Origin of the sequence: Moryella indoligenes, assembly GCF_030812885.1 — a bacterium.
Lineage (GTDB): Bacteria > Bacillota > Clostridia > Lachnospirales > Lachnospiraceae > Moryella > Moryella indoligenes.
The window spans coordinates 131488-152860 of sequence record NZ_JAUSTO010000007.1 but is presented as its reverse complement, the minus strand read 5'-3'; the positions used below and the strand labels follow the sequence as shown (position 1 = coordinate 152860).

Genomic DNA, 21373 nt, shown 5'->3' with positions numbered 1-21373 from the left:
GAAGCGGAATGAAAACTGATAATCCGAAGATGATCAGCCTTGAACAAGCTCATAGTATCATCTTCGGGGCATCCTGTCAAAAGGGTGTTCTTTTTATACCCAAAAAGGAGGTAAATCATGCCAAGAAAAGTAAAAGGTAGGTTGCCATCAGGAAGTATCCGCATTCAAAAACAGGTAGGAAAGACTCCGGAAGGGAAACGAATCATGAAGTCTTTTACCGGTGCGACGCGTGCAGAAGCTGAATATAAATACTCCCAGTGGATTATCAACCGCCCGGATGAAGAGAATCCCTCGGCTCTGACAGTGCAGGAGGCCGTCAGACGATACATAGACGCCAAAGCAGAGGTTTTATCCCCCTCAACTATAAACGGCTATGAAAGCCTTTTGGCGGCCCGCATTACCCCCTCTGCCATCAGCAAGGCAGATATATCAAAAGTAAGCACCAAAGATATACAGCTATGGATAAGTGACATGACAGCACAAGAGCTTTCCCCTAAAACAGTGCGAAACGCTTATGCACTTTTGAAGGCTTCCATACAGCTTTTTGAACCGGCGGCAGAGCTTTCTGCCACCCTTCCCGCGCAGAAAAAGCCGGAGCTCTATTGTCCCTCAGATGAGGATATAAAAAAACTTTTAAGCGTGGTAAAAAATCGCGACTTAGAAATTGCTATTCTCTTAGCAGCATTCGGAACATTAAGACGATCTGAAATCTGCGCCCTAGAAAGTACAGACATAGTCGGCAACTCCATCCGAATAAACAAAGCGTTAGTGGTCAACCAAAATAATGAAATGGTTATCAAAACTCCAAAAACTTATGGAAGCTACAGAACGGTTGAAATGCCGGAATTCGTAATAGAAAAATTAAAAGGAATAGAAGGCAAAATTATAAAAGGTACCATCCATTCCATAACGAATTCATTTGTGAGGGCACAAAAAAAATCAGGCTGTCCACATTTCCGCTTTCATGATCTCCGGCATTACTCGGCAAGCATTATGCACGCGATCGGCATTCCCGATCAATACATTATGCAGCGCGGCGGATGGTCTTCCGATAATGTGATGAAGCGCGTTTATCGAAATACCATTGACACAGAGACGCAAAAGCAGACAGACAAGATCAATTCTTACTTCCAAAAAATAAGTGTGTCACACGTGTGACAAATGCACCGTTTCCGTGTACCTTTTTCCGGTTTCTGCGCTCCGTTTTTGGGCAATAAAAAGCCCCGCAAACCGCATTTCCACGTGGGAAACAACGTATTTGCGAGGTTTTATCGAGATGGAGATAGTGGGATTCGAACCCATGACCTCTTGAATGCCATTCAAGCGCTCTCCCAGCTGAGCTATACCCCCATATGTCTGTCGCTCTGACAAGGCTTATGTTATCATGCCGCAGCACATAATTCAAGCACAAGATCATGCTGTTAAGAAGATTTCTATAATCCCGGTCAGCTATACTCTGCTCCTGTTTTTCTCCTGCTTCTTTCTAACACTGATACCCCTTTCCCGGCAGAATACGCGTTGGACTGTTTTTATATATGCTCTCATCTCGCCATCACTTTTGCTTTACAAACCCGGAATTTTCGGATATAATATCAACGTTGCAGGTGTGGTTCAATGGTAGAACACAAGCTTCCCAAGCTTGGGACGCGGGTTCGATTCCCGTCACTTGCTCTCTTAAACAGATAGAAGTCCTGATTTTACAGGACTTCTTTTTTAATTCAAAAGGCGCCTCACAGCGCCCTTCGAATTCCCTCCATGAGCTCTGCATAGCTCTCATATGCCGGAAGCTCCGGATGATCCTTCTTGATCTGCTCCGTGCTGCGGAACAAAAAGCCCGCCTTGCTTGCCTGAATCATCCCCAGATCATTGTAGCTGTCTCCACTGGCGATGGTCTCATAACCGATGGACTGCAGAGCCTTCACTGTCGTGAGCTTAGAGTTCTCAATTCTCATGCGGAAACCGGTGATCTCACCGCTCTCCGCAACCTCGAGTGAATTGCAGAATATCGTCGGCCAGCCAAGTTTCTTCATGAGCGGAGTTGCAAACTGCGTAAAGGTATCACTGATGATGATGACCTGGGTTATGGAGCGAAGCTCATCCAGAAACTCCCTCGCACCCGGAAGCGGATCGATCTTCGCGATCGTCTCCTGTATCTCCTTAAGCCCCAGACCATGCTCCTTCAGTATGCCAAGTCTCCAGCGCATCAGCTTATCATAGTCCGGCTCATCGCGCGTGGTGCGCTTCAGTTCAGGAATGCCGCTGGCCTCCGCAAAGGCAATCCAGATTTCAGGTACCAAAACTCCCTCAAGATCAAGACACACGATATTCATATGACATCCTCCATCTGCTCCCTGTTTATACCCTCAAACTCATTTTTATATATTACAACAAAAAACCCAAAAGCTTCAGTCCTTCACCACCTCGTAGCTCCAGCTCATGATACCGCCAAAATCCAGTACCTTCCTGTACCCCAGCTCCGCAAGCTTCTCCGCCGCAATCGCGCTGCGGTGCCCGCTCCGGCAGTAAACCAGTATCTTCATCTCCTTATCCGGAAGCTTCTGCTCCACGCTCTCATCAATGCTCTCGTGGGAAATGCATATAGCCCGAGGAATATGCCCCATGGCGTACTCCTCCTCTGTGCGGACGTCGAGAATGACGATCTCCTCCCCGCTGTCCATAAGCTCCTTTGCTTCCTTCTGTGATATCTTCGTGTACCCCATCTCCCCCTCTGCCTCTTTTGTCTCGCCTTTCCTGTGTCCGCAGCCTGAGAACCATACGCATAGCAGCGCAGAAAGCAGCAGCACACCCGTCCAGATATTCCTCAATGCTTCACCTCCATAATAGAACCCAAAATACCACTGTGAGGGCAGAGCCCATGCGGATCTACTCCCTCACAATCTGTCGTGATCTTTGGTGCTAGCATTGTAACATAAATAAACTCTTTTTGAAACGATGCTCCCAGCTTACACGAAGGGCGTTTCTCGCAAAATTGACAGGCCTTTATACAGCTATTTCAGACAGCTAAAAGCCCGGCTGCATGATCGCGCAGCCAGGCTATATTGCAGGGCTTATTTTATTCTAAGCTCTTCTTAGAGAGTATCGCTCCGTCGCTTACTCCACAACCTGAATGGTGTTCAGGATTTCCAGCACGACCGGATCCAGTCCGTCCTTCATGGAGTGATCCGCAGTAATGGCGAAGTTCACACCGTAGAGACGATTGATCTCCCCGCCAAAGTATACATGGACTTCAGCATTATAATCCCCCCAGTCGTCCCTGTAGCTGATGATACGCGCCTCGTAGCCGGCAATGGTGGTGTCCTCCGTGGTATAGTCCTCATACTCTGCATAGCTGTCAAAGTACTCCATGGACCGTTCATGATCCTGCTCACTGATCTGCGGAACGATGCCGATCGCAACACTCTCATCCTTCGCCTTGATTGTATCAAGAATGGCGCTCTCATCCTGAAAGAAAGTATCTGCGGGATAGTCAATGAAAAGCTCATCCAGATAATTGAAGCGTCCCACATCCCCGGTAAATGCTGCCGCCGCACCGGCTTCCGCAGTATCTGCCTCAGCCTCCTGCTCCTCTTCGCTCTCCTCTGCCGCCTCAGTGGGCTTCTCTCCGGTGAACTCCTCAAATATCACCTTATCACCATCGAGATCCATAGTCAGCGTCGAGCCCTCGAGCTTGAGATCCACAGAATCACCGCTCTCTGTGTCGTGAAGCTTTGCCTCTGTCGCACTTTTGGTCTCCCACTTGCCTTCCTCTTTATCTCCCATCATATCCATGATGAAGCTTCCGTCACCCTTCAGCTCCAGTGTCATATACATGCCAAGCTCATTCATCTCCTTCATGAGATCCCGGCTCACCGCGGAATCGGAATTCCCGGAGGTGATCTCCACCGCATTCCAGGTCTTCACAAATCCTTTGCTGAAGTCCTCCTTGCTTGCCCCGCCGCCCTTGCCACAGCCGATCAGGGTGAGCAGCAGCAATGCCACCAGCAGTACCGATAAAATCCTCTGACCTGTCATACTCTTCTTCATATCCATACTCCTTCCTGTACCAGATATTCTGGATTTTGTAACAACTGCAGCAAAACAGCAATTGATTATCCAACCGTTCTGCCATATTGTTGCCTCCAGTTTAACGGGGGTGATCCAAGAAAGCTATGGTACCAGGTATACTTTTTGTCTATTTTTTACGATTCTATGGGGAAAACACAACATCGGATGGTATCCTGAGGCTACCATCCGATCAATCCAGATTCCAGAATCTTCTCTCCCGTGAAACGCCGGCAAGCACCGCTACCCACTCATAATTTACTTTTCTCTGTTAATAATAAAAATTCCGGAGGTCACAAGCAGCGCCGCGAATACGTATCTCAAGGTGAAGGCTTCCCGCAACAGAAGACAGGAAAACACAATGCCAAACACCGGAATCAGAGAGGAGAATATCGCCACCCTTCCGACCGGGTGATACTGCAGAAGCTGATTATACACAGAGAAGCCTACTGCTGAGATAAGCACCAGTATGAGCAGGTCAAAAACCCCCTCCGCTGTGACACTCCGAATATGGCCGCCCATTCCGAGACCCGCAGCGACCAGCATAAGCCCGCCGAGCAGCAAACCATAACCCGTCATAACGAAGACCTGTGTCTTTTTGCCGACGATCCGGGTCAATATCCCGCCAAAGGCTGAGCAGACTGCGTTCAGCACAATCATTCCGTCTCCGGAGAGTGTGAAGGAACCGCCGCCCCCAAAATCCAGATTCAGACAGAGCAGGCCACTGAAGCCAACGATACAGCCCAGCACTCTGGCCCGTGTCAGATGCTCCTCGGGAAATATGGCACAGGAAAGAAATACCAGCATAAAGGTTCCAAGAGAATTCAGCACAGCCGCCCGGGAGCCTGCGCTGTTGGATACACCGATATAAAAGAAAAAGTAGTGCAGGGCAGTATTCACCAGCGCATACAGAAGCACCCAGGGGGCAACTGCCCGGCTCATACCAAGACGTAGGCCTCTCACAGCGGCAATCATCAGCAGCACTCCCCCTGCAATCGTGAAGCGCAGGCCTGCAAAGAGAGTTTTTGCTGCAGTATCCGCTGAAGCTATGCCAAAACCAAGCAATCCCAGCTTTATAAAAGGATATGCGGCTCCCCAGACACACACTGCAATCAGCGCCAGAAACGGTACTGCTCCGGGATTCTGAAAGATTGTTGTCCTGTCCTGTTCTGCTGTCTTCACACTTACCATTTTTACTCTACCTCGGCTGATATCTGTCAGAGAATCTGTTCCAAGCAGGTGAACTGCGCCTTCATTCCCTGCGAGGCATAAAATTTTTCGGCGGCATCATTTCCCGCCCATACATGAAGGGTCAGATTATAATATCCATGCGCACGGGCAAAGGCAAGAACATATCTGTAGAGAGCGCCACCTACATGAAGACCTCTGCTGTTTTCATCGACACACAGATCATCCAGATAGAGTGTTCTGACATCTGTCCGCAGTTTACTGTCTATGATCTGCTCTGTCCGGCAAAATGCATATCCCAGTACAAGATCTGAATCGTCCACAGCCACAAATACCGGATCTTCATCAGCAGCCAGCATTTTTTTCAGCTGTTCTTCTGTATATTTGGTAGCCGGCCCCTTAAATAAATCCGGTCTTGCATGATGATGAACCATATTTACCTGAATCAGCAATTCAAGAATTTTTTCTATGTCTTTTTCCTTTGCTCTTCGAATATTCATTTTTCTGTGATTATATTCTACCAGGGTGTAACCTCCATGCTCACGAGCTGTGGGAGTCCATCAAAAGCATTTCCATCTGTATCGACGATTCTGACACACGTATTGTCATATATCTTCAGATTCATTTTGCCCTCACAAATCCTGATTTACACATGCAATAAGACGTTTTTTTAGGTCACCAATCCACATACAGCTTCGGCAAAAGAGAATACCCCTCTGGCCTGATATCTGAGACGCCAATGATATCTCCGAGCCACTCGCCCGGGTCTGCCACTCTTCCATATCCCATTAGGAGCGGCAATGGATCTGAGAAGTCGTTTTTTGTATTGTCCTGAAACAGGATGTCAGTCTCATCAAGCGAATAATAAACCTTCTTCGTATGATTCACGGTGTATTTGAAGCGTCTTGCGCTTTTCTGAAAAAGCCCGTCAAAAGGATGCTCCGGATCCACACCATACTCATTGTGTACATCGCTTCTGTTACCCGATTTCAAATCTTCCAAATAAAACCCGATCTCTTGCCGGACTTCTTTTTCAGCTTCTTTAAAGAGGCTCGACACATTTTTATAGGTTTCAAAATACATGTCAATTGCGTTGCCTCTCTCCCCACACTCCACGCTTTGATCATAAAGCTTTTTGAACACAATATTAGAGGAGTCTTCCGGTATCGCACATTCATCTCCCAGCCAGATTACATGATTGCCCTTCCAGTTTTCTGCCAAGAGCACATGCAAGGCATGAAGCGGGACGCTGTCCTTATGCATAGTTTCATGGAATTTATTTCCATAATCAAAATCATTAGGGCAGATGAATTCACGTTTGTCTACATTAACCCAATCAAAATATTCCCCCATAAATCACTCTCTTTCTACAATTTCGACAGAGATAGAAGAACACATAATCTTGTAATATCCCACATCGAATGTAAAAACTTTGGTCCTATGTCAAGAAAAAGTACAAGTTAAAAATGGCCTTGCTCCTATGTAATGATATTCAGCCCGCAATTTTGAGTGATTTCTCCAGTTTCTCCAGGAATTCCTCTTCATACTGATCCGGCGATAGATAATTACAGTGGCTATGAATCCTTACCGTGTTGTAGAACGTCTCTATATATTCGAATACAAGACGGTAAGCACGCTGATAATCAAGAATCACAAAGCGATTGAGCCATTCTCTTTTGATTGGCGCATGGAAGGACTCTATGCATGCGTTATCCCAGGGATATCCCTTTTTGGAGTAACTGTTTATGAAATCAACTGTTGCTTCCTTGAAGGCATCTGAAACGTACTGTGTTCCGCGAACACAGCCATGTTCCGCCATCAGGTGTAAACATTCCATGGTTGATTCTTAGTTTACCTTTGATCACTTTGATTTTTACACGATTAATTCCAAAAACAACCGGAATAACAAAGGTTCTTTGTCCTTTTAAAATAATTTTTTCCATTACTCTTTTTCCCCAAAAAGCTTATCTCTGGTAAAATCCATAAGATAAGCACCAAGCGGAGCTGTAAATAAAATAGCTACAACTGCCACAGATAATACTGTAGTTCCTGCGGATATAATTGCCGGATCATTCAAATGATATCCTAAATCGAGAAGCCCTCCGCCTATTGCAGCTTGAACCGTTGCTTTCGGAAGATACGATATATTAACAAATAATTTTTCTTTCGCATTAAGCCTTGTTCCCGCAATAGCACATCTAACGCCTATACTTCTGAAAACAAGTCCTATCATAATCGTCAGCAATGCAAATCCTAAAACCTTGAGTGCATATTCTATCTGTATAGAAGCACCCACAAGGGTAAATAAAAACATTTCACTGACAACCCAGAGCCGATCGCATTTTTGTTTAAGACGTACTGCCTGTTCTCTTCTCTTACTTAGTATTACGATTCCCATCGCTATCACAGAAAGTAATCCTGAATAGCCGATATATTCAGATGCCACTGTTTCAAGCCAAACAAAAACAAAACATGTGCCAAGAACATATGAAAGCTTTAAAGAATCACGTAAATGGAACCTTTTAAACACATATGAAAATATCAATCCTGCTATTATTCCTACGGCTATTCCGGTAATAATAGATACAGGAATATTTATAAAAGCTTTTGCACTTACGTTACCTCCTCCTTCAACTGACAAGAAAGAAGTATAAAAAACGATCATGACGATATCGTCCATAGAACTTCCGGCTGTTATCATCTGCGGTATACCGTGTTTTGTGCCTATTCCTTCATCGAGCATCTTTGTTGTTCTGGGAACAACAACAGCAGGTGACACTGCACCTAAAACAGCTCCCAATAAAAAAGACTCAACAAATGACAAGCTGAGTAAAAAGTGTCCCGCAATACCAACCGCCGTCATTTCTATGCTGCAAGGCAGCACCGATAAAAGAACAGCTGGTCTTCCAACCTTTTTTAAATCATCAATTTCAAGGGAAAGTCCGGCTTTAAGAAGAATAATGATAAGTGCTATTTTCCTGAGTTCTCCTGATATCTGTGCCAGCTGAGGATTTAACACTCTAGTGTAGCCGATTATAATTCCAAGCACCAGATAACCAAGTAACGCAGGAAGTCGTAAACGATTCAATAGAAATCCCGCAGCACCTCCCACAACAAGGATAAGCGCAAGGCATAAAAAAATATTCATAAAAAAGTCCTCCGATTTTCTGTGCAAAAAAGCTGATAGCCCTGCACGATTATGCAGAAGTCATCAGCTTAATAAGCGGTTTAGGTTACCCAAGGGAGAACTTCATTCCCGGATTATTAATATATCATATATGGCCAATCTTGTCAAAAACAAGTACTGTGATGCTATCATTTTCATAAAAGCATCTAATCCGCTCACTCAGCGAAAAAAACATCTAATCCACTAACTCAATTCTTGACATCTAATCCACAGCCTAAACTATGTAAAAACATCGAAATCGGCTCCGAACCGGAGCGGTCGATAAGTTCTCATAGAGCAGTCTGCTCAGGCTCTTGCCTCTGACGCCAAATCCCAAGAATGGCTTGAAATCAAGGGCTTTCGAGCCTATTTTCCTTCGACCCTTGACATCAATACTACCGTCTCAACTTGCTTATCATTGTCCAAACTTATATTTAGATCCTCATCAATGATAGGTAGCTTAAAAGTAATGGATTTTAGTCATTGTCCATTTGGCTGCTTCTCTTCATAAATTTGAATTTCTGAAATGAGTGCTTCTATTAACTGTCTGCGTTCAACATCGTTCATGACTTTATAAAGTTTGTCAAAATAAATCAAAACCTTATATATATTATCGCCAGTCAGTTTCTCAGCTTCTATAGTTTGTTTCTTTGCTTTTGCATCAATTAACAATGATTCTAATTCTTCAATTTTATTGTACATACGATAAAGTCTATCATCTAAGTCCTGTTTTCTTCGTTTGTAGTGCTTATCATCAACATCTAAATTATCTATTTCCTCAATGAGCTTAAACTTTGTAGAATGACTTTTCCTTATCACTACTTGTATCACAGAACAGATTGCCACATCTGTTTTTTATGTATTCTTATTTATCGCTCGCTTTCTTCTTTCTTATATCCTTGGCTAACCAGTATTCATAAAACCGAAAACTTTCAGCAGCCTAGTGTCAAGAAGTTATTGGAGTTTTTCAGTTGCCCCCCTAAAGTACACCCCAAAAGTTCTCGGGGAACCCCAAAAACTTATTGGATACCCTAGATATAGTGCAGAAAACCGCTCCTATGCTTTTGCATAAGAGCGGTTATTTTTGTTTTTGAATATACGGTTTGCTTTTGTTTAATAGATCTTATTTTTCTTTTCTATAGATTCTATTTATAACTAGTACACCGCATGCTGCGAATGCAAGTCCAAAAGCATAGAGGATATTCATTCCGTTATCACCAGTGTTTGGTATTCTATTATTTTTTGAGTTCAAACTTGAAGTTCCACGAGGCTGTATTCCATTTTTATCCTTTGATCCTGGTTCACTAGGGTTGACGTTTGGTGTTCTGTTATTTTTTGAGTTCAAACTTGAAGTTCCACGAGACTGTGTCCCATTTTCATCCTTTGATCCTGGTTCACTAGGATTGACGTTTGGTGTTCCGTTATTTTTTGAGTTCAAACTTGAAGTTCCACGAGACTGTGTCCCATTTTTATCCTTTGATCCTGGTTCACTAGGATTGACGTTTGGTGTTCTGTTATTTTTTGAGTTCGAACTTGAAGTTCCACGAGACTGTGTCCCATTTTTATCCTTTGATCCTGGTTCACTAGGATTGACATCAGAAGTGCCTGGTTTTTTATTCTCTTCCCATGCAGCTATGAAAGTATGATCTTCAAGCGCCGTATAGGTATCTCCTGGCCGATACTCTGAACCCTTCCAATACTTGAATTTGAATCCATCCTTTACAGGAGCATTCATAATCGTAATTGTAGTTCCCTTTTTGACTTCTATTGTCCGATTTGCACTGTCATTATTCCAGTTTCCACCATTAGGATCATATATGATTTTAATCATAATATCTTTCCAAATAGCTTTTACGATTGTGTTGTCGTTGACGGTGATTTTGTCGCCGACGGATTTCTTTTTCGTGCCTACCATCCAGCCGTCAAATTTTTTGTTTTCCGGGGCGGTAAAGCCGTTGTCCGGAAGGGTGTATTCACTTCCTTTGGTGACGGATGCCTTTTCCATGCTGCCGCCACCACCGGCGCCATCAAAGGTAATGTCGACTGTATTACCTTTCCATGTAGCCGTAAGGGTTACGTTTCCGGTAATTGTTATTCTTTCTTTGGCTTGTTTTACGCCCTCTTTATCCCCAACTTTCCAGCCGGCAAACACTTTGTCTTTCGGTGCTGTAAAGGTCGGTGTCGGAAGTTCGTATTCACTGCCTTTTGTAACAGTTTTATCTTCCATCGAACCGGATGCGCCTTCTCCAGCCTTGAAGTCTACCTTAAATTCTACCTTAAATTCGATGGGTTTCCAGATGGCATTAATTTCTGTGTCGCCGGTAATCGTAATTTCCGTTTCCGGCTGCTTGAGATTAGTGTCATCGCCAATTTTCCATCCGGAGAATTCTTGATTTTCGTTCGGAGGTGTAAAAGTATTTGCTGCAGGAAGTTTGAAAATTTCGTCTTTCTTCTTGATTTCAACTTTTTCATCTCCGGTGCCGCCATTCGGCTTGACCGTTACTTTAAATGTCTTAGTCGCCGTAGCGGTAAAGACATTGTTGTTAGATGCTGCCACAAAATTCTTGGCATTGTTAGCATCTTGACCCTTCCATACAGGTTCGGTGTACCCTTTGTCAGCCTTTTCGTCGATAAGATCGAAGATAGTTTTTTTCAGAGTCGGATGTATATAAGTTGAGAGGTCGGTGCCCGGTTTTACCTTATATTCTTTATAAAGTACCGGACTATCTTTACCACCCTTAGTGGTCTTTGTAACTTCTCCCGTGTTCGGATCTTTATCCTCAACCTTTATGCCTTCGCCTAGTTTAAATTCAACAACTAGTGCATCGTCAGGTAAATTTTCCTTATTAGATGAGCTAACAAGATCGCTGACGTATAGCATTTGTTTTTCTACAACAATTTCAGAACCATCACTAAATGTTACTTTAACCTTACCCTCAAAGTCGCCGGAGTTTTCAGTCGTCCTTGTCTTTGGTTCACTTGCATCGCTTACTGACGCTTCGTTAAGGTATTCTTTAATTTTATCTTTATCTGTTGCAGAATCTTTTGCCTTGACGCCTTTCTTCCAGTCAACCGTATCTCCGACCCATTTTTTGAGAGCAACCGGGTCAAGGCCGCCAAGGGCTTTAACTTTTTTAGCTATTGTTTCTTCCTCTTCCATAGGTAAAGTTCCCGGATCTGAAGTAAGCGGATCTGTATCGCCTTCTGCAATTCCACCCTTGTCTGTTACTGTAGCCGTTACTTGTGTTCCGCCTTTTACCTTGTCTTTAGAAAGAGTTATAACGCCATTCGTATCAACGGAACCTTCGCCTTCAGTAATTGACCAAGTTCCATCATCAGCTTTTGTTGCTGTAGTTGTTTGATCTTTACCGCCTTTACCTTTATAAGAAACAGCAATAATCTTAGCATCTGTATCTTTTTCATCTGGAGTGATTGTGATGTTTTTCTTATCTTCACTTAAGGCAAAAGTTGGTGCTTCTGGTTTGATATTTTTTAAAAGGTCTTTGGCTTGGATTGTTATTTTTGGTTGAGCTCCATCATTTAACTTGACTGAGCCATCTGCATTTTTTTCTGGAACAAATTTATAATCATTGTTCGGGTCCCAAGTACCCTTTACATCATTACCGCTAAATATCTTAACATTTCCGCCGCCATCAATTTGAATAACTGCCGGAACTCCATCCCAGTCTCCAGTTCCGTTTGGTAATTTAGATTCTCCATTTACTGTATATGCTGTTTTAATGGCGTTAATAAGTTTTCCCTTGTCATCATCAGTTATTTTTCTTGGGTCTTTAACGTTTGTTTTTTCAGGTATTACTGGTTTTACAGTTGTTGTAGAACAAGATACAAATTTATGGGGTTCTTTTACAGAAACGCCAACTATTTGGTCGAGTTCTAAACTTTCTCTTTCTTGTAAAGTATAGGAGAAAGTTCCATCCTTTTGTAAAGTTGCAGCTAGCGGGTTAGATGAGTCTTTGTCAATTATACATCCTTTGTCAGTACAAAAGCCTCCTGATTTCTCCTTTTTAACATTAAGGATTAATTGTACTTTTATGCCGTCAAATGGTCCCTCTCCTTCTAATTTTCCCTTAATTACATTGTCTGCAATTGTAATTCTGCCAAGAATAGCTCCTCTCGAATATTCTGTTACTTGTTTTATTTGTAAATTTGTAGCTTCTACTTTACCTGATGTTGATTCGTCTGTATAGGTTACTTCATAATAAGCATGTGCAATACCGTCAATAGAAAACTTAACTGATTTAATATCGCCGGCTATTTCAGTATTTGCGTCATTAAACATCCTAACAGCTTCTGCTTGTTCGTCTTCATTAACTATGTTAGAACTTGTTTGCTCTATCCAAATTTTGCCTGTCGGCATTGTAAGAGTAACTGTAGATGCCTTAGATGGTTGTGCATTTTCAGTTACCTCCGGTGATTTATCTTCACCTAGTTGCTGGTAGACGGTAACTGTATCGCCTTGTTCAACTTTTTTTCCTTCAGGTAATTTTACTGACCATTTTGTTCCACTTGTAGGTGTAACAGAAAGAGTGGCTTTTACAGTATCATCTTCACCCTTTAATGTTACATATACCGTTGCCCTTACTGGCTTGCCGCCAACTCTATCTCTATGCAATTTAGCTCCGGAAATAGTCGTGTCACCGTAAAAGACTTTGTTAATTGTCGGTGCCGGTATAGCCCCCCGCGTAACCGCCTCGTTAACAATCTCCGATCCGATCTCTAGACCATCGCCCTGTTCATCAATTGTCTTAGGCGTTTCGGCATTAGAATTTGAAGCTTCATTTGTCTTTACCTCAGCCTCTTTTGTTGTATCAGGATTAGGCTGGGTTTCAGCATTAGAATTTGAAGCTTCATTTGCCTTTACCTCAGCATCTTTTGTTGTATCAGGATTAGGCTGGAATGCATTTGCATTTACGACAGGTGCCATCAATGACAGCATAATCATAAATGGAAGCAGCCCAACTGAAATTTTCTTGAAGACATCAACATTCTCCCTGAATAAATTCATTTTTTCCTTCCCCGCATATTTCTTTACATTAACTGCGTTTTAAAAATTTTCTGTTTTATCTTATAACTTCGAATATCATACCACAGCTTCAGGCATTTGTTAACCTTTTTGATATTATGAAAATACCGCAACTCCTCCGTACGTTACGACAGATACCAATATACCGGCAATTATCACTCCAACGGTTATTGCGGGCAGTGCTCTCCTCATCCTTATGTCCAAAACAGTTGCAACCAGTGAGGCAAAGGCTTCAAATCTAGCAATTGAGAGATGCCACTCAAGTTCACTTTCTGCACTTAAGAACATTCTTGATAAACCTGTTCAAGCCTAGGAGATAAAGATGTCTTAGTATCAAATAATTAAGCATTGTGCTCCCACCCTTGCGGGGCTGAAAACAGGGAGTTTAATCCGCGTAAGATTGTCTGATCTCAATGGATTTAATGCGAGCATTCGTGCAATGAGTAAAAAACTTAACAACAAGGGAATTTACATCTTGCCGCTTATCTCCTTTAAGTCCTTTGTTTTGTTGTACATTTTCAGGCCGTCGAGTTTGAGAAAAATTCTCAGCAATTCGAATGTGCTATGCTTGCTTGAAGAGCTGCACTATGATGTTTCTTCAATCGGGGGACTTCTTAGATCGCTAAAATCCAGTCTTAAGTCATATGTTAACAACGATGATTTTCCGCATGAAATTGGCTTTTTCCTCGGATATCCTTCGGAAGATGTGATTTCTTTCTTCGAGAACAAGGGCAAAAATTATCTCTTAAGCGGGCCTTGGAAGGTCTACCATGACGTCTGTTCGGCAAAGTGTTTATTTGATAAACATAAGAAATGCACAAATATTTACTGTAAATGCTCCTTTATCATTAGAAATGAGATAGATAGTTGCCTTATCACCACTAGTTGGAAGTTCCTCTACTACAGAAAATTCGATAGATTTTATATTTCCAATAAGCCCTTTCACTTCTTCAAGATCACCTCCCTCCTTAAAAATTTGCAAAGAAAAAGACGATAGTTTTTTCTTCTATCGCCTTTGGTAACCATTTTTATGAAATTTTTTAGATTGATTTTATTGCTTCATTGATACCTTGTAAAAAAGCTATAACTGTTGCTCCAACCATCGGTATTCCGTATGGACTAACTAAGAATCCAAGAATCAATGCTTCTATTCCGATGGTGACTTCTTTTTGCAGAAAAGATGCAATTGCTCCAAATATGCAAAACATCATCAGCAAATATAGTAGGGCTGTTCCGATACCAAGTAGAAATGTCAGAAATGCTGTGAGGATACTTAACACCAAGCTAATTGGAAACAAGATTATTTTTATTATCCATCTCATCATTTAGTAGTCCTCACTTTCTAAAGCATTCTTTGTATCTCCACACACCATATCAATGCAAACATTCACATCAATATAATTTTTTAAGACTTTTTTTCGTCCTCCCTCTCCGTCTTTTACAAATACATAATGCTTGTAAAACTGCTTAAAATGCAGGATTTTCACGATTTCGCTCTTTGTATCAACGCTATGCACTCCACATGCACCGTCAAAGGAAAATTATCAAAGGGAATGATCTCCCGCGTCTTATAATTTCTGCGCTTGAATTCCTTCAGATCACGCGCAAGCGTCTCAGGATTGCAGGAGACATAGACGATGCGCTCCGGCTTCGCGCGGCAGGCGCTCTCGATAAATTCCACCGTGCTGCCAGTACGGGGCGGATCCATGAGTATCACATCAAGCTTCTTATCGGAGCGGGACAGATCATCCAGAAACGCTCCTGCGTCGTTCGCGTAAAAGCTGATATTCTCTATGCCGTTTCGCCGCGCATTCGCCTCTGCGTCGCGCACCGCCTCCGCATTCAGCTCGACACCGATCACTTCCTTTGCCCGCCTGCTCGCGATGAGCCCTATGGTTCCCACGCCGCAGTACGCGTCAAGCAGCGTCTCTCTGCCGCTCAGTCCCGCGAGCTCTATGGCCTTCTCATAGATCCGCTCTGTCTGTGCGGGATTCACCTGATAGAAGGAACCGGAGGATATGCGAAAACGCAGGCCGCAGAGCACATCCTCTATATACCCTCTGCCATAGAGAAGCTTCTCTCTCTGCCCGAGCACCATGCTGGTCCTCTGCGTGTTGATGCTCTGAATGATTGTCGTAATCTCCGGACATTTCTTTCTGAGCGCCTCCACAAAGTTGCGACTGCCCGGAAGGATCGGAGATGCCGTCACCAGGATTACCATCACCTCAGCAGTTGCGTGTGCCGTGCGCACCATAACGTGACGCAGCAGGCCGAAACCGCTGTCCTCGTCGTAGGCCTTTATGCGAAAGGAGATGCACAGCTCCCGTATCACATGGATGATGCGATCCGCCCGCTCATCCTGTATGAAACAGCGGTCTATATTCACGACGCGGTGAGTGGCGCGCTCATACACGCCGGAGATGAGCTTCCCGTTACGAAACCCAAAGGAAGCCGTCACCTTATTTCTGTAATGCAGTGGCTCCGAGGCACCGACAATGGGGCGTATCTCACCGAAGCCCGCGAGCAGTGCGCGCACGCGCCTCTCCTTCCTTGAAAGCTGCTCGCTGTACTGACAGCCTCCGCATTTCTTCCTGTAGGGGCAGTTCACTTCAGATTTTTCCGTTCTTCTCATGCTTTTTATGCTTATCTTTCTTATCTTTTTTAATTTTTGCTGTCAGCTGTGCGAGCCATGCCCTCTCCTCTTCTCCGAGCAGAGGCGCAAGGGTCTCATAAACCAGCTGCTGGTAGCGATTAAAACGCCTGATATCCGCTTTTTTCATGAGGGAGAGCTCCAGCGGCTCCGGATCAAGCGGCGCCATGGTCAGCGCTTCAAAGGTATAAAAGCCCTCATAGTCCGGGTGCGGAACACAGAGTATCAGATTCTCCGAGCGCACGCCGTGGCTTCCTTCAATGTATATCCCCGGCTCATCGCTCGTCACCATCCCCGGAACAAAGGGGAGGTCTCGCCGCGGATCCGGATGCGGACGGAAGCGCACTGAGACCGGCATCTCATGCACGTTGTTCAGATGGCCCACTCCGTGGCCTGTGCCATGATTGAAATCTCTGCCCCGCGCCCACATCGCCTGCCTGGCGTAGGTATCGAGGTTCATGCCTCGCGTGCCGTAGGGGAACACCGCCCCCATCAGGTTCAGCATACCGATCACCGCGAGGGTATAGTCCTGCCGCTCCTCCTCTGTCGTCTCTCCAACTGCCACTGTTCTCGTGACATCTGTCGTGCCATCAAGGTACTGCGCACCGGAATCAACCAGATAGAGCCCGCGCGGCTCCACTGCCGCAGCGCTCTCCGGCGTCGCACTGTAGTGGCACATAGCAGCATTGGCCCCGTAGGCGGAGATGGTGGGAAAGCTCAGGGATACATAGTCCGGATCCTCCGCTCTCAGCGCATCCAGACGATCCGAGAGCTCTGTCTCTGTCCAGCAGCGCTCCCCTGCCTCCCGGATATGCTTCTTCACCCAGTAGAGAAAACGGGTCAGATACACGCCGTCCCGGATATGGCAGGCCTTCATCCCCTCGATCTCCGTGCTGTTTTTCACAGACTTCAGCACATAGATAGGGCTCAGTCCGTCCAGCAGCTCATTGCTCTGATCCAGCGCCTCCAGCATCGCATAGCTCGCCACGGCACTGTCCATCAGAAGGCGCTCATTTTTCAAGAGGGAGATACTCTTTAAAAAGCGATCATAGCGCTTCACTGTGATCTTCTGACTGTGGAGATAAGCTTCTGCCTCCGGAGTCAGCGCCTCCTTCTGAAGATAGATCGCCGCAGAGTGCGGCTTCACGACGAGATAGGAGAGAAACACCGGATTGCAGGCGATGTCACTGCCGCGCAGGTTTGTGAGCCACGCACTTTCTCCGAGCGCGGAGGTGATAAAGACGGTCGCCCCCTGCTCACGCATCTCCTCCCGGACAAGCTTCAGCTTCTCCGCCGCGCTCTCGCCTGCGTAGCGCTCCGCATGCACCCAGATCGGCTCCTTGCTCCTCGCCGGCCGCTCCTTCCAGACACGTCCCGGAAGATCCCTGTCCGTGCGGAGTGTCGCGCCCCGCTCCTCTGCGATCTGCAGGTAGCGCCTTCCCTGCTTCGCGGATATGAGCTCCGCACAGAAGCCGAGCACCTCGCCCTCCTTCAGCATATTCCGCAGAAAGGCTTCCAGCGTCGGAACCTCCGGCTCCCCCATCTTCATGAGCTTCACACCGCTGCCCTTCAGCTCCTGCTCCGCCTGCACAAAATACCGGCCGTCCGTCCAGAGCCATGCTCCCGCCGCGCTCACTAAAAGGGTACAGGAGTCCCCCGTAAAACCGCTCAGAAAGCGCACACACTCATCGTGCGCGCTGATATATTCACTTCCGTGTGCATCCTGACAGGGCGAGATCCAAAAGCTGATTCCCTGCTTTTTCATCTCTCTTCGCAGCGCCGTTAATGCCTCTCTCATATATTCTCCTCTCTTCAGATATATCAGCTCATCGCCGAAATCAGCGAAAAATGTCTGCACGCGTTCCAGATTCCGTCCTCATCAATCGCATCTGTCACGTAATCTGCCACCTGTTTCAGCTCAGCCTTCGCATTGCCCATCGCAATGCCGACCTCCGCCGCCTGAATGATCTCAAAATCGTTCATCCCGTCGCCGAAGGCATAGCTGTCCCGCATATCAATGCCATAATAGGCACAGAGCCGTCGAAGCCCGGCTGCTTTACTACAGCTTTTCTCTATCACGTCCGCGCCGTAATCCACGGAAAACATCCGGAGCGTGACCTCCGGAAAGTGCCGCTCCATCTCCTCTGCCTCCGCAGTTGAGCCGATAAAGCTCACCGTGCGCACGGGCAGCAGCATGAGCTGCTCCGCATCCCGAAACTTTCTGCCGCAGTCGCCGAAGCGACGCAGCTCCGCCTCCTCCACCCTCTCCGGATTCACAAAGAAATCCTCATCGTCAATGGTCGTTCCGAGCCCCACGTGATGCGCCTGTGCATAGTCCATCATGCGTTGCAGGAGACGCTTGTCCATGCAGTGCTCAAAGAGGAGCTTCCCGTCCGCAACAACCTTTGCGCCGTTCTGGTCCACCCGCGCATCCGGCTGCACCAGGGAGAGATATTCCCGGCTGAAGTAGGTGTCCATATCCCTGCCAGTCGCGAGCACCACGATATGGCCGCTCTCCCGGAGCGCCCGGAGCGCCCTGAGCGCACTCTCCGGCACCGCGCGCGTGCCGTGATCAAACAGTGTCTTGTCAAAATCAAAGCTTACAATCTTTCTCATGATTTCTCCCAAACTGCCCGCAGCTGTATTCTGTGTAGAGCCGCTGCCGCCCTGTACGCGGGTGATGCTGCCGTCCCGCAGACACAATACCCTCAGGCGGAAAGATTTCCCACCTGAGGGTAGCATACCACAGAAGTGCAGACTTCACCCACTTAAATTTTTTCCAGGCTTAGCTCCCGGCATCATCACTTCCTCCCTTTACCGTGAGCACACGCTCCTCACCCGAGGCATCCATCCCATGCGTCTGAAAGAGATACTGACCGCACTGCGCCCCACACTTCAGCGTGGCAGCCTGCGAGGGAATCCCCTCCGGCTGCACGGCGTAAACCAGAACGCTCTCGTAAGCATTCAGCAAAACGCTGTAAAAGCTGGACTGCGTCTCAAAACTTCCTGCATCCAGCATCGCCACCGCATCGAAGGAGAGCTCTGTGTTGTCCTCCAGAGCAAAGATAAGCAGAGGCGTACCCTCAGGAGCAAACTCCATGTCTCTGCCGTAGACCGTGAGATCCACCTCCTGAAGCGGCATTGCGAGCCAGCGGGTATAGGCATCCGGATTCTCGATCACCACTGCCAGCCCCTCTGCGCTCTCAAGCTCCGCCACAAGTCCGATATCCGTGCTGTCCGGGATCATCAGACACTAGGAGCTTCTATCATCCTCATTGGGAAACTTATTTTACCTTATCATTTTTTCTTCTATGTTTTTCATTTTCTCTTTTCCTTTCTTTTTATTTTTGAGCAAAGAAAAAACAGTAAACCGAATTTGATTTACTGTTTCATATATCTATTTTTCATTTGAAGCTATTTTCTATTAGCATCTGCACTTGCCCTAATGGGATATTAAATATTATACCGTAAATAGACATTTCAAGTAGCAATACTGCAACAACTATGCCTATTCCATAAAGACATCCATTACTAACTTTAGCTTTTTTAACTTTTATATTTATGTAGCTATATATGAGAAATACTGCAAATATAAAAGACAAAATATAATTTGGTAACATACTCATTATACTTTACCTTTTATTTGCAAAATTCATTCCAAAAATCTACCCAACCACTATGTTCTTCTCTTTGGTCAATATAAGTGAATGTTTCTTCGTCATACCAATCGTGATTTACTATATCGTCAATAGTCTTAGGAACAAAAAAGTTGAAAAATTCTTTCTTGAATGAGTTTCCGTATTGTAGATAATAGGAACCTACCATCTTGGTGAAATTAGTTTTCTTTACATCTTGTGGTCTATAAAGAAGTGCTTCACCAACCTGAGTTAAATCAGGGCTTACCTCAAGAAAAACTAAACTTAAATCGCTTTTTTTATAGCCAAGTATAAAACTTCTGTACTTATAGGAAACAGTACGAAGTACCGCAAAATTAGCTCCACCTATATCTTCTGAATAAGCATAGATTATTCTATATTCTGAGCCATTATCTACTTTCCTATCAAAGATTTCTCTCATTAATGCCTTGTTTTCATCGCTTTTTGCTTTATCTAATTCAACTTCTTTTTTTCCTCCAAACAGTCCGAATAAACCCATTTTTCTATGCCTCCAATTACTTTTTTCAAGTATAATTATATTTTATTATACTACTTTTTAGTTGTTTTTCTATCACTTTTTATCTGGATTCAATTATTTTTATCTGGATTTCTTTCAATCAATGCAGAAAAATGATTTGCTTTTCCTGCGACTTCTGCTATAATAGTGCTTGCGTTTCGGGGCGTGGCTCAGTTTGGCTAGAGCGCACGGCTGGGGGCCGTGAGGCCGCAGGTTCAAATCCTGTCGCCCCGATTCCATCAGAGAGTCAGCAGTGCTGACTCTCTTTTTGTGCGGCAGGAATCTTTCAGTTTCCCGGTGAGCAAAACCTCTTCTGCTGTTCAGTCAGAGAGCTGCAGTGAATAGTAATCTGTCCAGCAGAGCTCCCCCTCAAACAGATTCTCAATACGGATGAGCCGCGCACTCGGATAAAAATACGCCCGCATCAGATTTCCGAAATTATCCGCCTCAAAATAACCATTTCCGGTTTTTATAAACCTAAAGGGCATACGCAGCCACTCCATATGCTCAGGACTGTCTCCCTGAAGCTCCCGCATGATAAGGCTCACCTCATCATCTTTTGCCGAGACAATGTCCACCAGCATACCGTTCGGCGTCGGATCGGAGTCTCCATTCGAAAAAGTCACCCTGGAATGTGCGTATGTCCCCAGCGGCATCTGAGATATTCTCTCCGCCAGCTCGCCCGCGAGCTGAACCCCTCCCGGCGCGATCCCTCTGCGCTGCACGACGCCGTTCTCAACCCACATCCCGTCTCTGTTCAGCATATACCCTTCTTCTGTCACGCAATCCACCAGAAGATACCCATCCCTGCCGAAGCAGTAGCACTCCGCAAGTCCGTCCCCGTTGCTGTCGATCCAGTACCAGCCGTCTGCGAGCCAGTGCGAATCCCCAAGGTCATACCACCAGCTGTCCCATGCTGCTCCCCTGACCCAGCCCTTTGCATATGCGGGCAATGCTGCCGTGAGTGAGAATACAGCCAGCGCTGCCGTCACCAACAAGCCTCTGCGTATCTTCATCGTCTCTCCTCCTTTTCCATGCAAGCTTCCGATACCCGGCCCGCCATATTCCGTCATGCCGGTATCTTACAGGT

At 45.5% G+C, this 21373-nt stretch carries 21 protein-coding genes, 3 tRNA genes, 1 pseudogene and 1 riboswitch; of the genes and pseudogenes, 4 read left to right on the top strand and 21 right to left on the bottom strand.

Going from position 1 to position 21373, the window contains the following annotated elements:
* The first annotated feature begins 117 nt into the window (after positions 1 to 117).
* A complete protein-coding gene (locus J2S20_RS07145) occupies positions 118 to 1158 on the top strand; it encodes a site-specific integrase (RefSeq protein WP_307254556.1) in 1041 nt (346 codons plus the stop codon).
* Positions 1159 to 1277: 119 nt separating this feature from the next.
* On the opposite strand, the gene J2S20_RS07140 is transcribed toward J2S20_RS07145, so the two are convergent.
* Positions 1278 to 1350 (bottom strand) — tRNA-Ala (locus J2S20_RS07140).
* Positions 1351 to 1600: 250 nt separating this feature from the next.
* On the opposite strand from J2S20_RS07140, the gene J2S20_RS07135 reads away from it, so the two are divergent.
* Positions 1601 to 1671: transfer RNA gene (locus tag J2S20_RS07135), tRNA-Gly, on the top strand.
* Positions 1672 to 1730: 59 nt separating this feature from the next.
* Here the strand turns inward: J2S20_RS07135 and thrH are convergent.
* The 11 genes from thrH to J2S20_RS07080 form a co-directional block, all read right to left on the bottom strand.
* A complete protein-coding gene (thrH, locus tag J2S20_RS07130) occupies positions 1731 to 2330 on the bottom strand; it encodes a bifunctional phosphoserine phosphatase/homoserine phosphotransferase ThrH (protein WP_307254554.1) in 600 nt (199 codons plus the stop codon).
* A gap of 75 nt (positions 2331 to 2405) precedes the next feature.
* Positions 2406 to 2825, bottom strand: coding sequence for a rhodanese-like domain-containing protein (locus tag J2S20_RS07125; RefSeq protein WP_307254552.1), 420 nt, complete (start codon positions 2823 to 2825; stop codon positions 2406 to 2408).
* Positions 2826 to 3111: 286 nt separating this feature from the next.
* Complete coding sequence (locus J2S20_RS07120) at positions 3112 to 4044, bottom strand: hypothetical protein (RefSeq protein ID WP_307254549.1); 933 nt, start codon at positions 4042 to 4044, stop codon at positions 3112 to 3114.
* 276 nt (positions 4045 to 4320) lie between these two features.
* Positions 4321 to 5253, bottom strand: a complete 933-nt coding sequence (locus tag J2S20_RS07115) for a DMT family transporter (RefSeq protein ID WP_106612548.1) — start codon at positions 5251 to 5253, stop codon at positions 4321 to 4323.
* Between the two features lie 26 nt (positions 5254 to 5279).
* Positions 5280 to 5750 (bottom strand): GNAT family N-acetyltransferase, encoded by a 471-nt coding sequence (locus J2S20_RS07110; protein WP_307254546.1) that lies wholly within the window; start codon positions 5748 to 5750, stop codon positions 5280 to 5282.
* 175 nt (positions 5751 to 5925) lie between these two features.
* On the bottom strand, positions 5926 to 6603 hold the full coding sequence (locus J2S20_RS07105) for a hypothetical protein (RefSeq protein WP_307254544.1): 678 nt from the start codon (positions 6601 to 6603) through the stop codon (positions 5926 to 5928).
* Positions 6604 to 6742: 139 nt separating this feature from the next.
* On the bottom strand, positions 6743 to 7069 hold the full coding sequence (locus J2S20_RS07100; protein WP_211355556.1) for an integrase core domain-containing protein: 327 nt from the start codon (positions 7067 to 7069) through the stop codon (positions 6743 to 6745).
* Positions 7070 to 7192: 123 nt separating this feature from the next.
* Positions 7193 to 8398, bottom strand: a complete 1206-nt coding sequence (locus J2S20_RS07095; RefSeq protein ID WP_106612164.1) for a cation:proton antiporter — start codon at positions 8396 to 8398, stop codon at positions 7193 to 7195.
* Positions 8399 to 8445: 47 nt separating this feature from the next.
* A riboswitch (Fluoride riboswitch) is annotated at positions 8446 to 8517 on the bottom strand.
* 379 nt (positions 8518 to 8896) lie between these two features.
* Positions 8897 to 9247 carry a hypothetical protein gene (locus J2S20_RS07090; protein WP_211292199.1) on the bottom strand — a complete coding sequence of 117 codons (351 nt, stop codon included), beginning with the start codon at positions 9245 to 9247 and terminating at the stop codon, positions 8897 to 8899.
* Positions 9248 to 9539: 292 nt separating this feature from the next.
* Entirely contained in the window at positions 9540 to 13442 is a 3903-nt protein-coding gene (locus J2S20_RS07085; RefSeq protein ID WP_307254540.1) for an InlB B-repeat-containing protein, read from the bottom strand.
* A 114-nt stretch (positions 13443 to 13556) separates the two neighbouring features.
* A complete protein-coding gene (locus J2S20_RS07080; RefSeq protein ID WP_146137138.1) occupies positions 13557 to 13748 on the bottom strand; it encodes a small multi-drug export protein in 192 nt (63 codons plus the stop codon).
* A 49-nt stretch (positions 13749 to 13797) separates the two neighbouring features.
* On the opposite strand from J2S20_RS07080, the pseudogene J2S20_RS12335 reads away from it, so the two are divergent.
* Positions 13798 to 14238 (top strand): annotated as a pseudogene (locus J2S20_RS12335) (DUF3793 family protein); the annotation flags it as partial.
* A 15-nt stretch (positions 14239 to 14253) separates the two neighbouring features.
* Here J2S20_RS12335 and J2S20_RS07075 read toward each other — a convergent pair.
* The 8 genes from J2S20_RS07075 to J2S20_RS07040 all read right to left on the bottom strand — a co-directional run bounded on the left by J2S20_RS07075 (position 14254) and on the right by J2S20_RS07040 (position 20265).
* Positions 14254 to 14442 carry a hypothetical protein gene (locus J2S20_RS07075; protein ID WP_146137139.1) on the bottom strand — a complete coding sequence of 63 codons (189 nt, stop codon included), beginning with the start codon at positions 14440 to 14442 and terminating at the stop codon, positions 14254 to 14256.
* A 58-nt stretch (positions 14443 to 14500) separates the two neighbouring features.
* Entirely contained in the window at positions 14501 to 14785 is a 285-nt protein-coding gene (locus tag J2S20_RS07070) for a CD1845 family protein (RefSeq protein WP_170065380.1), read from the bottom strand.
* Between the two features lie 158 nt (positions 14786 to 14943).
* The gene (rlmD, locus tag J2S20_RS07065) at positions 14944 to 16092 is read right to left on the bottom strand and encodes a 23S rRNA (uracil(1939)-C(5))-methyltransferase RlmD (RefSeq protein WP_307254537.1); all 1149 of its coding nucleotides are present in this window, start codon (positions 16090 to 16092) and stop codon (positions 14944 to 14946) included.
* Positions 16070 to 17908, bottom strand: coding sequence for an aminopeptidase P family protein (locus J2S20_RS07060; protein WP_146137140.1), 1839 nt, complete (start codon positions 17906 to 17908; stop codon positions 16070 to 16072). Before J2S20_RS07060 ends, rlmD begins: the two co-directional genes overlap by 23 nt.
* Positions 17909 to 17931: 23 nt before the next feature.
* A complete protein-coding gene (locus tag J2S20_RS07055; RefSeq protein WP_307254535.1) occupies positions 17932 to 18726 on the bottom strand; it encodes a Cof-type HAD-IIB family hydrolase in 795 nt (264 codons plus the stop codon).
* Between the two features lie 169 nt (positions 18727 to 18895).
* Positions 18896 to 19357: a hypothetical protein gene (locus tag J2S20_RS07050; protein WP_307254534.1), complete on the bottom strand. Its 462-nt coding sequence runs from the start codon at positions 19355 to 19357 to the stop codon at positions 18896 to 18898.
* Between the two features lie 157 nt (positions 19358 to 19514).
* On the bottom strand, positions 19515 to 19736 hold the full coding sequence (locus J2S20_RS07045; protein ID WP_307254532.1) for a hypothetical protein: 222 nt from the start codon (positions 19734 to 19736) through the stop codon (positions 19515 to 19517).
* A 13-nt stretch (positions 19737 to 19749) separates the two neighbouring features.
* Complete coding sequence (locus tag J2S20_RS07040) at positions 19750 to 20265, bottom strand: hypothetical protein (protein ID WP_307254530.1); 516 nt, start codon at positions 20263 to 20265, stop codon at positions 19750 to 19752.
* Positions 20266 to 20442: 177 nt separating this feature from the next.
* Here J2S20_RS07040 and J2S20_RS07035 point away from each other — a divergent pair.
* Positions 20443 to 20517: transfer RNA gene (locus J2S20_RS07035), tRNA-Pro, on the top strand.
* A gap of 86 nt (positions 20518 to 20603) precedes the next feature.
* On the opposite strand, the gene J2S20_RS07030 is transcribed toward J2S20_RS07035, so the two are convergent.
* Positions 20604 to 21299 (bottom strand): hypothetical protein, encoded by a 696-nt coding sequence (locus tag J2S20_RS07030; protein WP_307254528.1) that lies wholly within the window; start codon positions 21297 to 21299, stop codon positions 20604 to 20606.
* Positions 21300 to 21373: the final 74 nt, after the last annotated feature.